Source organism: Bacillus sp. E214, from assembly GCF_008087365.1.
GTDB lineage: Bacteria > Bacillota > Bacilli > Bacillales > Pradoshiaceae > Pradoshia.
Genome location: NZ_VENN01000003.1, coordinates 195,189 through 208,406, shown reverse-complemented (window position 1 = coordinate 208,406; position 13,218 = coordinate 195,189). Strand labels below are relative to the sequence as shown.

Annotated in this window: 9 protein-coding genes and 1 pseudogene; 3 read left to right on the top strand and 7 right to left on the bottom strand. The window is 37.5% G+C overall.

Going from position 1 to position 13,218, the window contains the following annotated elements:
- Positions 1–54: 54 nt before the first annotated feature.
- Positions 55–235 (bottom strand): annotated as a pseudogene (locus FHY47_RS19300) (hypothetical protein); the annotation flags it as partial.
- A gap of 209 nt (positions 236–444) precedes the next feature.
- Between FHY47_RS19300 and FHY47_RS13510 the strand changes: the two are divergent.
- Positions 445–1,317 carry an SDR family oxidoreductase gene (locus FHY47_RS13510; protein ID WP_066101576.1) on the top strand — a complete coding sequence of 291 codons (873 nt, stop codon included), beginning with the start codon at positions 445–447 and terminating at the stop codon, positions 1,315–1,317.
- Between the two features lie 211 nt (positions 1,318–1,528).
- On the top strand, positions 1,529–2,395 hold the full coding sequence (locus FHY47_RS13505; RefSeq protein ID WP_139891448.1) for an SDR family oxidoreductase: 867 nt from the start codon (positions 1,529–1,531) through the stop codon (positions 2,393–2,395).
- A gap of 66 nt (positions 2,396–2,461) precedes the next feature.
- Here the strand turns inward: FHY47_RS13505 and FHY47_RS13500 are convergent, their stop codons facing one another.
- The 6 genes from FHY47_RS13500 to FHY47_RS13475 form a co-directional block, all read right to left on the bottom strand.
- Entirely contained in the window at positions 2,462–3,481 is a 1,020-nt protein-coding gene (locus FHY47_RS13500) for a LacI family DNA-binding transcriptional regulator (protein WP_066101581.1), read from the bottom strand.
- Positions 3,482–3,499: 18 nt separating this feature from the next.
- On the bottom strand, positions 3,500–5,179 hold the full coding sequence (locus FHY47_RS13495; RefSeq protein WP_148630874.1) for a glycoside hydrolase family 13 protein: 1,680 nt from the start codon (positions 5,177–5,179) through the stop codon (positions 3,500–3,502).
- A 77-nt stretch (positions 5,180–5,256) separates the two neighbouring features.
- Complete coding sequence (locus tag FHY47_RS13490; RefSeq protein ID WP_139891449.1) at positions 5,257–6,798, bottom strand: alpha-amylase family glycosyl hydrolase; 1,542 nt, start codon at positions 6,796–6,798, stop codon at positions 5,257–5,259.
- A gap of 36 nt (positions 6,799–6,834) precedes the next feature.
- Positions 6,835–7,680, bottom strand: a complete 846-nt coding sequence (locus tag FHY47_RS13485; RefSeq protein ID WP_066101590.1) for a sugar ABC transporter permease — start codon at positions 7,678–7,680, stop codon at positions 6,835–6,837.
- Complete coding sequence (locus FHY47_RS13480) at positions 7,680–8,969, bottom strand: carbohydrate ABC transporter permease (protein ID WP_066101593.1); 1,290 nt, start codon at positions 8,967–8,969, stop codon at positions 7,680–7,682. Before FHY47_RS13480 ends, FHY47_RS13485 begins: the two co-directional genes overlap by 1 nt.
- Before the next feature lie 196 nt (positions 8,970–9,165).
- Positions 9,166–10,431: an extracellular solute-binding protein gene (locus FHY47_RS13475; RefSeq protein ID WP_066101595.1), complete on the bottom strand. Its 1,266-nt coding sequence runs from the start codon at positions 10,429–10,431 to the stop codon at positions 9,166–9,168.
- A 334-nt stretch (positions 10,432–10,765) separates the two neighbouring features.
- On the opposite strand from FHY47_RS13475, the gene FHY47_RS13470 reads away from it, so the two are divergent.
- Positions 10,766–12,508 (top strand): glycoside hydrolase family 13 protein, encoded by a 1,743-nt coding sequence (locus tag FHY47_RS13470; protein ID WP_066101596.1) that lies wholly within the window; start codon positions 10,766–10,768, stop codon positions 12,506–12,508.
- The last annotated feature ends 710 nt before the right edge of the window (positions 12,509–13,218 follow it).

Here is a 13,218-nt window from a genome sequence, read left to right as displayed (position 1 = left end):
AGAGGCATATTGAATTGCATCTAAAAAGCCATCGGCTACACGATGGCTTTTTTTCTATTTTTCAGGTTTAATATAGGGAACTATTTGTGCAGTGATGCCCACTGAAGCCCAGGAATAAAACTCTTATTCTCTAATGCTTTAAAATTTTCAGTCCATCCAGTGAGCATTACCCTTAATAGCCCAACCTTCTCAAAGGGTTTATTTTTAATTCGGTTAAAAAATCCTGAATTTCTTCACTATCACTACTTGGATCCTATTGTTTTGAGCATTAACAAAACGACATTAAAATCAGCAAATCATCACATTTTTTTACATACACCTTATTTTCCAGTGCTTTTTTTGTAAGTAATAAAACATCCTTAACTTTAATCCTATTTCCATGTTTCTTTTTCCATAAATGAGGAATAACAATAGGGAAACATTAATTGGAAAGGATGTTGTGAAATGAATGAAGATATAAAAATCGGTAAAGATGGATTTCCAGCCCAAGAACAGGATACTCAACCTGGTGTAACAAACGAAATGCATCCTGAACCAAAAGAAGTCGATGAAAATTATAAAGGCAGCGATAAATTAAAAGGAAAAGTAGCGATTATCACAGGCGGAGACAGTGGGATTGGCCGATCTGTTGCCCACTATTATGCTAAAGAAGGCGCCAATGTTGCGATTGTGTATTTGAATGAACACGAGGATGCGAATAAAGCAAAAGATTTAGTGGAAAACGAAGGCGTACAATGCATGCTATTGGCTGGAGATATAGGTGACAGTGCTTTTTGCCGCGAAGTCGCCGAAAAAGTTAAAAGTGAATTCGGCAAAATTGATATCTTAGTCAATAACGCAGCTGAACAGCATCCTCAGGAGAGCCTGTTGGATATCAGTGATGAACAATTAGAAAAAACATTTAGAACCAATATCTTTTCACAATTCTATTTAACAAAAGCTGTCCTTCCTCACTTATCTAAAGGAAGCTCCATCATTAATACAACTTCTGTAACAGCCTATCAAGGTAATGCACAATTGATTGATTATTCTTCAACGAAAGGTGCCATTGTATCCTTTACACGTGCGCTTTCCAATAGTATTGCCAGCAAAGGAATCCGCGTGAATGCAGTAGCACCGGGACCAATTTGGACACCATTAATTCCTGCTACATTCGAGGCTGATAAAGTGGCTGAATTTGGTAAAAACGTTCCACTTGGACGTGCTGGACAACCATCCGAATTAGCCCCAACTTATGTTTATTTGGCAAGTGATGATTCCAGCTATGTCAGCGGACAGGTCCTTCATGTCAATGGCGGCTCTGTTGTGAATGGGTAATTAACGATTCTAGATCATATACACAAAGACAGGGTAACACTCTCAATTGAGGGTGTTACCCTTTTCGATTTTCTTTCTATATAGTTTATCGCCCCTCACTTGACGCCGACTATATAATCTTATTCAGCGACCTTCATGACGAAAAATGTTTTGTTTCAACAAACAGTGGAAAAGTATACACATAGATGAAAAATATAGGAGGTATTCAGTTATGAGTGAAAGATTTAATAATGCGCCAGGACAAGAGCAAGAAGTACAACCGGGATTGCAGTATAAAATGGATCCCGAACCTATTACCGTTACTTCTTCCTATAAAGGCAGTGGGAAATTAAAAGATAAAGTGGCTATTATTACTGGCGGTGACAGCGGAATTGGCCGATCAGTTGCAGTCTACTTTGCCAAAGAAGGCGCCGATGTAGCTATTCTTTATGTCGATAGAGAACAAGAAGATGCCGAAAAAACAAAAGAGCTTGTAGAAGCGGAAGGCCGAAAATGCCTGTTAATCACAGGCGATGTTGGATATGAAGATGTTTGCATAAATGCTGTAGAAAAGACCGTTGAAACATTCGGTAAACTCGATATTCTTGTCAATAACGCTGCAGAACAGCATGTTCAAAAAGAATTTACTGACATAACGTCAGAACAATTGGAACGCACATTCCGAACCAATATATTCGGATATTTTTATATGGCAAAAGCAGCCATGAAACATCTTCCGAAGGGCGGCAAGATTATCAATTCTGCCAGTGTAACAGCTTACCAGGGTAATCCATTGTTAATTGATTACTCATCTACAAAGGGAGCGATCGTATCCTTTACCCGTGCCCTTTCCAATAGTGTTGCTCCTAAGGGAATCTATGTGAATGCCGTTGCACCGGGCCCTATTTGGACACCGTTAATTCCCGCATCCTTCTCTGCTGAGCAAATTGAAGAAAGCTGGGGTCAAAATACACCGCTTGGCCGTATTGGGCAGCCTGATGAATTGGCTCCTACTTATGTTTACCTGGCAAGTGATGACTCGTCCTATGTTTCTGGACAAACCTTGCATGTAAATGGCGGCAGTGTCGTTAATGGATAATGGATAAAGATAGAAAACGGTGAAGACACCTTTAAGATGTCTTCACCGTTTCTTTATAAAAGTACCTTATTTTTTTGTAACAGATGATCGAATAATGAATTGATGCGGAATAATCATACGCATTGTTGGTCCCTGAGGGTTCTTTATTTTGGAAATCAGCAATTTGACTGCCTGATACCCCAATTTCTCTATATTGATATCCACAGAGGAAAGAGGAGGCTTTGACAATTGAGAAATTAAGACATTATTAAAGCTTACTACTGAGATATCCTCTGGAACACTGATATCCATTTCATCAAGCATGTTCAGTACACCAAGTGCCATAAAATCATCAGCAACTATCAATGCTGAAGGAGGTTTTTCAAGATTCATTAATTGCTTGACTGCTTCTTTACCGCCTTCAAGCATGAAATCTTCATGAATCGCATATTCTTTTAAAATAGGTATTCCAGCTTCCTTCAATGCTTCCTCGTACCCTCTCATCCGTTCAATCGTGACGACCAGATGGGCACTCCCTCCAATAAAGGCGATATCCTTATGCCCGTTCGCAAGTAAATAATCGGCTACATCCTTGCCGGCCTGAAAATTATCGTTATCCACATACGTAATACTGCTGTCATGCATTGGTGGTTTTCCAATAACAACAAATGGGAAATTTATTTTATATAGATAGTTCAATACGGTATCGTCAACTTTAGAGTAAAGCAAAATAACTCCGTCCACTCTGCCGCCATGTACCATTTTTTCAACTTCATTAAATATTCCTTCATCCGATATCCCCGTAGTAATATGTAAGCCATACAAGTCTTCATGCGCAGCCTGGCTTAAACCCTTCATAACCGTAGAGAAAAATGGATTTAAAAAAGATCCATCTCCAGACTTGGGCATAACGATTCCTAAAACCTCACTTGACTTGTTTGCCAAGCTTCTCGCTATAAAATTTGGATGATAGCCGAGTTCTTCCATTGCTTCTCTTACTTTTCTTTTTGTCTTCTCGCTTATTCTTGGATTGTTGGCAATTACTCTGGAAACTGTCGAAGGTGCCACATTTGCCAATTTCGCTACGTCTTTTATCGTTATCGCCATACGATTGTTCCCCATTTCCTATTCAGCGATCTGTTTGAAGAGATAGACTCTTGATTCATATGGTGATAAATAGATATTACCCTGTTCGTCTGTTTCTTCACTATGATTATTATAATTACTAAGGATTAGCTCCCCTGTCAACCCATTGAACACCGGTAAAGTAATAGCTTCACTATCTTTATTGAAATTACAGATTACTAAAGCGGTTTGTTCATCTGTATATCTGGAGTACATGTACACATTAGGATCATCTTCAAGGTAAAGCTTATATTCACCATAAACAAGACAATCATACTGCTTGCGCAAGCGAATCATTTTTTTATAAAAGGAAAGAATCGAATTGGAATCCTGACGCTGATGCTTTACATTAATCTCCTGGTAATTTGGATTCACCTTCATCCAAGGTATTCCTAATGTAAAACCACCGTTTAACGAATCATCCCATTGCATTGGTGTTCTGGAATTATCACGTCCGTTTTTCCATATTACCTTCATAATTTCAAGATGGTCTCTTCCTTTGGCAGTTTCTAACTGATAGTAATTCTTCATGCTAATATCATCGTAATCATTAATAGAAGGAAAGGCTACATTTGTCATGCCAATTTCCTGCCCTTGATAAATAAAAGGGGTACCCTGCATGAAGAAATACATAGTTCCTAGCATCTTAGCGCTTTCTTGCCAATACTCCTGATCGTTTCCCAGTACGGATACAATACGTGGTTTATCATGATTTTCAATGAACAACGCATTCCAGCCTTTACCATGTAATAAAGTTTGCCATTTTGACAGGATTCTTTTTAATGATACAAGGTCGAGATCAACTTCAGTTTCTTTTTCCCATAGGCTCAAATGCTCGAATTGAAATACCATATCAAAAGCACCTTTTTGCTCTTCTACCCAGGGGTCTGCATCTTCGGCTCTTACCCCACTTGCTTCTCCCACCGTCATAATGTCATAGTTTGAGTATGTTTTCATCTTTAATTCTTGAAGGAAATCATGAATCCCATCCTGGTCCGTATACATCTTGAAACCTTTTATCCCGTTATCATCTAATCCTGCTGCATCTGGAAAACCAGCCTTCTTTTTTATATGGCTAATAGCGTCAATACGGAATCCGTCAATCCCTTTATCTAACCACCAATTGACCATATTATAAACGGCCTCTCTCATATCCTTGTTCTCCCAATTCAAATCAGGCTGTTTTGTTGCAAATACATGCAAATAATATTGCCCACTTTCCACATCATATTCCCATGCACTGCCGGAGAAAATACTCTCCCAATTATTCGGTGGGCCACTAGGGCTTCCATCACTCCATATGTACCAATCTCTTTTAGGTGAATCTACTGATGTTTTGGATTCTAAAAACCACGGGTGCTCATCACTTGTATGGTTAACAACCAGATCCATTATTAATTTCATACCCCGTTTATGAACTTTCTCCAGTAATTCGTCAAAATCCTTCATCGTTCCAAACTCGTCCATGATTGCTTGGTAATCACTGATATCATAACCATTATCCGCATTGGGGGATTGATAAATAGGGCAAATCCAGATAACATCTATCCCCAGTTCGGTTAAATAATCAAGTTTATTAATTACCCCTCGTAAATCTCCAATCCCATCTCCATTGGAATCTTTAAAACTCTTTGGATATATTTGATAACAAACTGCTTCCTTCCACCATTTCTTATTCAAGCACTTTCATCCTCACTTATGCTAGTCTATGATTATTATTAAAAAAAAGGAGAGAAATAACATCCCTCCATTTTCGTTCAATTATGATTGTTTTGCCGTTTGCCTTTTCTTCGTGCCAAATAAAGGAACCCAAAGAACAAGATATTAACTAAAACGATTACAGCAATGAATACATAATTTACGCCGCTTTTTTCTGCTGCCAAATAGACTTCTGATGTTTCACGATCCAAAGTAATTGAATAGGTATCATTACTTTTTCTGACCATATCTGCATTAAGCCTGCCACGTAACTCTTCACTTGCTGGAAGATTAGCTGCATCAAGTTGAATGGTTTTTGTTTTCGAGCTATTATTAATCGCAACTATCATTATTTGGTCTTCATACTCTCTTTTGTAGACGGCCATTCCATCCTGCTCGTTCAAAAGTTCAAGAGTTCCTTTCCTTAAAGCAGGATATTCTTTACGCAGTGCAGCTATTTTACCAATATATTCAATTAAATCCTTATCTGTTCTGAAATCCATCATACGGCGATTATCAGGTATCTCATTACCATTCATGGCTATTTCGGATCCGTAATAAACCATTGGGATACCAGGCATGGTATACATATGGGTCATTAGTAATTCCCATCTCGTTCCAGGGAATTGATTATGATCCTGCATTGACTTAGTGAATCTAGGTATATCTTCTGTATCAACCATAACTCCCAACTGATGTGGCTGACTCATCGTTTGCATTCGTTCATTCCAGATAGTGAATAATGAATTCATCTTCTGATCCGGTTTAGCAAATACCTCTCTCAACGCTTCCATTTGTTGTTTATCTAGTACACCATCAATGCCTGATTCCTGAAGGCCAACCAAATCAGATGTATTTTCTATAGTACCATTACCAAGTAGAAAGAAATCATTTTTAACCGATTTCATTTCTTTACTGAAATTACTCCAAAAATCAACAGAAACATACTCCAAATCATTCAAGCGATAGCCGTCAATATTGGTTTCTGTAATCCACCACTTCGCAGCATCCAGCAAGTAAGCAGATACTTCAGGATTTTCCTGTGCTAAATCTGGTAATCCATCTATCCATCCAGCCTGCTTCCCTTCCTGGTTACTTGCAGAGGTCACATCTTTTCTTTCATGAAACCAATCTTCTTTTGCCGAATCCTTAAGCCATGGATGATTAGGTCCGACATGATTCGCATTAAAGTCAACGATCACTTTCATATTACGTTTATGAGCTTCTTGCACTAACTGTTTAAATTCCTTTAATGTTCCATAATTCGCATTGATCTTTCTATAATCCAGAGCCCAATCTCCATGATAGCCTGATTCTGTGTTTTCAACGATTGAATTCAGTGCAATAGTGGTAAAGCCCATTTCCTGCAAATAATCTAACTTTTGCATAATACCGGCAAAATCCCCGCCTTGGTATGTATTAAGATTATCAAGGTCCACACTATGATCGTTTTTCGTATTACCATTATAAAATCTGTCCACCATGATGAAGTAGATGGACTCATCCTGCCAATCTCTTCCCTCTATTTCCTCCGCAGATACTGGAATTGTCGAAAGTAAGATAAACGGCGCCAGCAGAATGGCCATTACTTTTTTTAACATACTAATTTCCCCCTTATTTCTCCCATCAAAATAACCTTATCCCTTTGTACCGCCAGCCGTCAATCCGGAAACAAAGTATTTTTGGAAGAATAGGAAAAGGGTAGCAATTGGAATAGCAATTAAAACCGAACCTGCTGCAAACTTGGTGAATTCTGCTCCAAATTTCTTACCAACCAGTTCATATAAACCAACTGCAATCGTATACTGATCACTTGAGCTAATTAATATTTTCGCTAAAATAAAATCTCCGAAAGGAGCAACAAAAGCGAATAACGCTACAACCGCTATGATTGGTTTTGCCAAAGGCAGGACGATTTGGAAGAAGATACGTAAATGACCAGCTCCATCCATCTTCGCACTTTCATCGAGTTCACGTGGAATGGTATCAAGATACCCCTTCATCAACCACGTATTCATCGGAATTTGTCCACCCACATACAGTAAAATTAAGCCGATATGTGTATCCAGCAATCCTGTCCGAACGGCCAATACATAAATGGCAATCAAGGCTGCAAAGTTCGGGATCATTTGTAAAATCAAAAAGGTCATTAATCCATTTTTTCTCCCAACAAACCGATATCGTGAAAACGCATAGGCTGTAAAAGAAACCGTAATAACCGTTAAAATCATTGTCATAATACTAATTTTAAGAGAGTTAAAGTACCAAATCAGATAATCACTGTTTTTCATATCAAATAGCTCTTTATAATGGTCGAGCGTTGGATTTTTGGGAAACATCGTTGAACCGGACAAACTGTTCCCCGGATTAAAGGATGAGCCTATAATCCAAAGAATTGGATAGATGACAATGGCAAACATGATGGCTATGACTATATAAGATAAGGTTAAGCGGATCATTTTATTCTTTTTTGAACTCTTCATTACATCATATCCTCCTCTTGGAAAGACTTAGTCCGTTTGAATTGCCATAATGCTACAGACATGACAATTAGTGAAAGAATCATCGTAACTGCGGCAGCTTTTCCATATTGAGCCGATGTCATTGTCAATCTATAAATCCACGAAATTAATATATCCGTACCCCACGCATTTTGACCCGGTATGGCAGGGCCTCCGTTATTAAATAAAAAGATTAAATTAAAGTTATTAAAATTAAACGTATACTGTGTGATTAGTATAGGCGCAGTGGCAAACAAAACGAGCGGTAAAGTAATTTTTCTGAATTTCTGCATCAAGCTAGCCCCATCTATCGTGGCCGCTTCATATAAATCCTCCGGTATAGATTGAAGGACTCCTGTTGTCATGGCAAAAATAAACGGAAATCCTAACCAGCCCTGTATGAGAATTAAAGCAAGTCTTGTCCAGTTTGCTTCCGTCATCCAATCCACTGGAGGTAATCCAAGAGCCGGAAGAATCGTCGTATTGATAATACCAAATGATTCATTAAACATACCTGAAAATACAAGGATGGATACAAAGGCAGGAACGGCCCAAGGCAAAATCAGGACGGTTCTAATGATAGCCTTGCCCTTTAAATCTTTCTGATTAACCAATACTGCCAGAAAGACTCCGAGTGCAATTTGTAAAGTCGTTGCTGTAAATGTCCATACAATAGTCCAGCCAAACACTTTAAAGAATGTGGTTCTCCATATTTCTATTTTAAAAATATCAATAAAGTTCTGAAATCCAATCCAATCGACCAGATTTGCAGGCGGGGAATGATACAAATCATAGTTTGTGAATGCCAAAAGGAAAGAGAAGATAATCGGAAATATAACAACGAAAATTAATAACAAAAATCCCGGAGAAACAATTAGATAGGGGAATCCATTATCAATTAAATTTTGATATTGCTCGCGTATAGAATTTAATGCAATCTCTTGGTCTCTCTTTTTACCATTGTTATAAGCATCGTAAATATTAAAAGCGTAAATACCTAAACCAATAATCGTTACAATTAACGTTAGAATGCCGTCTATCAATAAAATAACAGAATGATCAAGCTTCGGAATTTCACCTAAAGTGACCAATCCCCAAAATCCAATATTTAACATATCTGCAAAAGCAATAAAAAAAGAGGCTGTCAAAATAAGAAAGATAATTCCTTTTATGTATTGTTTATTAAAAAACTGTCCAAACCCTGGAATAATCGAAAATAAAGCAGCCTTTTTAGCATAGTTGGTTTTTGTTTGAGCAGGAATTATATCCATCGTGGGTTTTTCCCCTTTCTACGAAAAGAATTGGCTATATTCTGTGAAAGCCCAGAAACAAACTTTCTAAAGGGAAGATGAACAAAGAGAAAGTCTCTTCCCGAGTTTTCACTAAAATGCAATATAACCAATACCTTGTTATAAAAGGATAGGCCATATCCAGAATAATTGGATACCGCCTAACCCTTACCTAGCATTATTTTTTATGGTTGGTATCAATATTTGTTTTGATTGTCTTCGCTGCCTCATCCATTGCAGATTTAGCATCTGCTTTACCAGTTGCGATTGTCTCTAAAGCCGCTGCCATCGGGGACCAAACTTCTCCCATTTCTGGTATATTAGGCATTGGAATCGCATATTGGGATTGCTCTGCTACTGCTTTAGAAAATTCATTGTCAGCAATAATTGGATCTTCAATCAATTTTTTAACCGGAGGAATCTCCTGTGTTTTTTCATAACGAACTTTCGCGCTATCATAATTAGTTAAGTGTTCAACCAATTTAGTAGCCCAATCTGTATTTTTAGAGTAAGCTGACACGTGCCATCCTTTAACACCCATGAAGGTTTTCATGTGTTCTCCATTTGGAAGTGTCGGCAATGCAGTTGCTCCAATATCTATACCTGCATCTTTATATCCTTGGAAAGCCCAAGGTCCATTTTGTACGGAAGCCAGTTTTCCTTCATTAAATAAACCATCCTGTGCTGAACCGCCGCTTTCTCCAATAATCCCTTTAGGGAACAGGCCTTCTTTATACCATTTAGCAATAAATTCAGCGCCTTCAATTGCACCTTCATTATTTAGTCCTAAATCATCACGGTTTAGAGATCCATCTTTTTCTCCAAACACATAACCACCCATACCGCCAATTACACCATATGCATGATAAAAATCATCCCATTTAGCTGTAAATCCATATGTTTTGCCTTTTGTGTTCTCTTTTGCAAATGTATATAATTCATCCATTGTTGCAGGCGGTTTTTCCATAAGTTTCTTGTTATAAATAAAGACTGGTGTTTCAGTAGCTTTTGGCAAGCCATATAATTTACCATCATAGGTTTGTGCCTGAACAGAAGATTCTGTAAAAGTATCGATTACACTTTGGTCTACTTTTAGTTCAGCTAATACACCTTCAATAGCTAATTGACCAATTTGATCATGCGGCAATGTGATAACATCCGGACCTTTTCCAGCTGGTCCATCCAATCTGATTTGTTCACGAATCTTATCTGCCATACCCATTTCTTTATATTCAACTTTAATTCCATGCTCTTTTTCAAATGCTTTTATAGCCGGCTCTAAGCCAGGTCCTTTATCTGTATCTTCCCAAATGACTAGTTTTTCAGGTTTATCCGTATTCGTATCTTCCTTACTGCCTGTTTCTTTCTCTCTGTCTGGTCCACAAGCAGCCAGTACGCCAATTACGAGCATGAGCACCATTAACATGGAGTATGCTTTTTTCATGGGTCAACCCCTCCTCTTATAATATCGCTAAGTAAACAAACGTTTGCACATAAGAATGCACTTGATGTTCAAATATAATAATTTTTGTATTAATTTTCTAATGAAAACGATTGCAGACTCAACACCTTTATTATACTTATTTATCAAAATTTAACAATAATAAAATTGTGAATTATTTATTAAGTTATTTTACATCGTTTTATGGGTAAAAACACATTGTTATTATCTGAAATTTTCGATATTGAAAATTTATCATTAACTGATATAGTTAATGAATAGAAGGCGCAAGCGTTTGCATTAATATTCACTTGTATATTGAGAGGAGAAAGGTTACATGGAAAAAGCATCTGTTATTCACTTTGCAAGAGATCAATTTATGTATAGTTCATCATTAAACTCCATTACGATTATGATCATGAGTAAAAAAGATGATATTGAAAAGATGGAGTTACTATATGGTGATCCCTATGATTTTCAGGGCAGTGAATGGATTTACAAAGCAAAAAATATGGACTATACCGGCAGTGATGAACTGTATGATTATTGGCGTTCTACCATTGATCTTCCCCACCGCCGAGCTCGCTATACTTTCCGTTTAACAGATAAGAATGCTAAAACAGCCTATTATTCTGAAAAAGGTTTTTACGAGGAACTTCCTAAAGTCGGCCTTCTCTTTGCTTTACCATATCTTCATCATACAGAAGTATTCAGCGCACCAGAGTGGGTTAAAGATACTGTTTGGTACCAAATCTTCCCCGAACGGTTTGCAAACGGGGATGCAAAATTAAATCCTAAAGGTACTTTGCCATGGGGAAGTGCCGCACCGACACCAACCAATTTCTTTGGCGGTGACTTGGCAGGGGTCATCGATCATTTAGATTATCTCAAGGATTTAGGCATTACTGGAATTTATTTCACCCCTGTATTTCATGCTTATTCCAACCATAAATATGACACCATTGATTATATGGAGCTTGACCCACAATTTGGAACGAAGGAAACATTAAAACGACTCGTTGAAGAAAGCCACAAGCGCGGTATAAGGGTCATGCTTGATGCGGTATTTAATCATAGCGGCTATCATTTCAAGCCATTCCAGGATGTATTAGAAAAAGGAGAAGATTCCAAGTATAAGGATTGGTTCCATACGCGCAGCCTTCCAATGGTTGAAGAAAATCTCAACTATGATGCCTTTGGTTTTGTAGAAACAATGCCAAAATTAAATACAAAGAATCCAGAAGTAAAAGAATACTTGCTAAATGTGGCTAAGTATTGGATCCGTGAATGCAATATTGATGGCTGGAGACTAGATGTAGCCAATGAAGTAGATTTTGATTTCTGGCGTGATTTCCGTAAAGCAGTTAGATCTGAAAAAGAGGATGCATACATACTCGGCGAAATTTGGCATGATTCCATGCCGTGGCTGCGTGGAGACCAATTTGATGCTGTAATGAACTATCCATTCTTAACTGCAATCTTGGAAATTTTCGCCAAAAACACCATCACACCTACACAGTTTGCTGAAAAAATGACGAAGGTTTATCATATGTATCCACATATTGTGAATATGGCGGCCTTCAATTTAATCGGAAGCCATGACACACCTAGGATTTTAACAGAATGTGAAGGTAATCTTGATAAAATCAAACAAATTTTCACGATATTACTTACCTTTACGGGAACGCCATGCATTTATTATGGCGATGAAATTGGACTAGATGGTGAAGATGATCCGGGCTGCCGTAAATGTATGCCTTGGGAGGACAAAAATCAAGACCTCGAGCTTCGTAAGCATGTGCAATCCTTAATTAACTTACGTAAAGATCATAAGGTCCTCGCCAATGAAGGTGATCTTCTCTTTGTAGCTCATGATCCTGATGTAGTTATGTATAAAAGAGAAAGCTCTGAATCTCTTGCCTATGTGTGCATTAATCTTGGCAAACAATCAAAGTCTATTTCTTTGAAAGAATGGAAGAGTGCTAAGCCACTTTACATGGATTCTAAAAGTCAATGGAATGATAAAGGTCAGCTTACACTTTCTGAAGACGGATATACGATTCTTTCTGTTTCTAAATAAAGTATCTATAAAGCCGCCTGTTTTTGGGCGGCTTTTTTCAACAAAATGCTTTCCATTCTTCAGCAATTATCTCCATAAAACTTACCATAGATACAAATAATCCACTTAAGGACTGTTTTTATCTTAATTTTTTCCTCATGATAATATCCGTTTCTATATATCCTAATTTCTCATATAAATCTCGTGCCCACTTATTGTGACCAAAGACGTGAAGCCCTATATAGTTAAGACCCTGATTTTGGGCGAAGATTTTAATTTCTTACATTGCCTCTTTTCCATAACCAAGTCCTTGATTATCCTTCCAAATATTAATCGTTGAAAGCTGAGCAAGCCAAATCATACCTACTTCTCTCTCTTCCTCACGAATAGAGAATAGGTGATGATTAGCGGTATCTTTTCCATCAGGTAATAACCTTTTAAATTCTGCAGCAGCCTGATCAATTGCTTCTGCCTCCTTCCAATTACCAGCCTTTACGTGTTCATTTGCATAGTTTTTAATTGCATAACTTGATAATTTTGAAACTCATCTGATTTCATTTCTTCCAATCTAACCATTGCCTTCCTCCTATTAAATGAAACTTATCTATAACTTACCTACTTTAACTCACACCTAAATATTTACTATATTACCAATAAAATAACAAGTTATGTATAACAGTCATCCATATCGCTTGTTAAAGAGCACTTTTTTTGAAAAGAAGATTACAAAT

Excerpts from the sequence above, each read along its gene's own strand:
- FHY47_RS13510 (WP_066101576.1), top strand. The coding sequence starts at position 445 with ATGAATGAAGATATAAAAATCGGTAAAGATGGATTTCCAGCCCAAGAA.
- FHY47_RS13505 (WP_139891448.1), top strand. The coding sequence starts at position 1,529 with ATGAGTGAAAGATTTAATAATGCGCCAGGACAAGAGCAAGAAGTACAA.
- FHY47_RS13500 (WP_066101581.1), bottom strand. The coding sequence starts at position 3,481 with ATGGCGATAACGATAAAAGACGTAGCGAAATTGGCAAATGTGGCACCT.
- FHY47_RS13490 (WP_139891449.1), bottom strand. The coding sequence starts at position 6,798 with ATGTTAAAAAAAGTAATGGCCATTCTGCTGGCGCCGTTTATCTTACTT.
- FHY47_RS13485 (WP_066101590.1), bottom strand. The coding sequence starts at position 7,680 with ATGAAGAGTTCAAAAAAGAATAAAATGATCCGCTTAACCTTATCTTAT.
- FHY47_RS13480 (WP_066101593.1), bottom strand. The coding sequence starts at position 8,969 with ATGGATATAATTCCTGCTCAAACAAAAACCAACTATGCTAAAAAGGCT.
- FHY47_RS13475 (WP_066101595.1), bottom strand. The coding sequence starts at position 10,431 with ATGAAAAAAGCATACTCCATGTTAATGGTGCTCATGCTCGTAATTGGC.
- FHY47_RS13470 (WP_066101596.1), top strand. The coding sequence starts at position 10,766 with ATGGAAAAAGCATCTGTTATTCACTTTGCAAGAGATCAATTTATGTAT.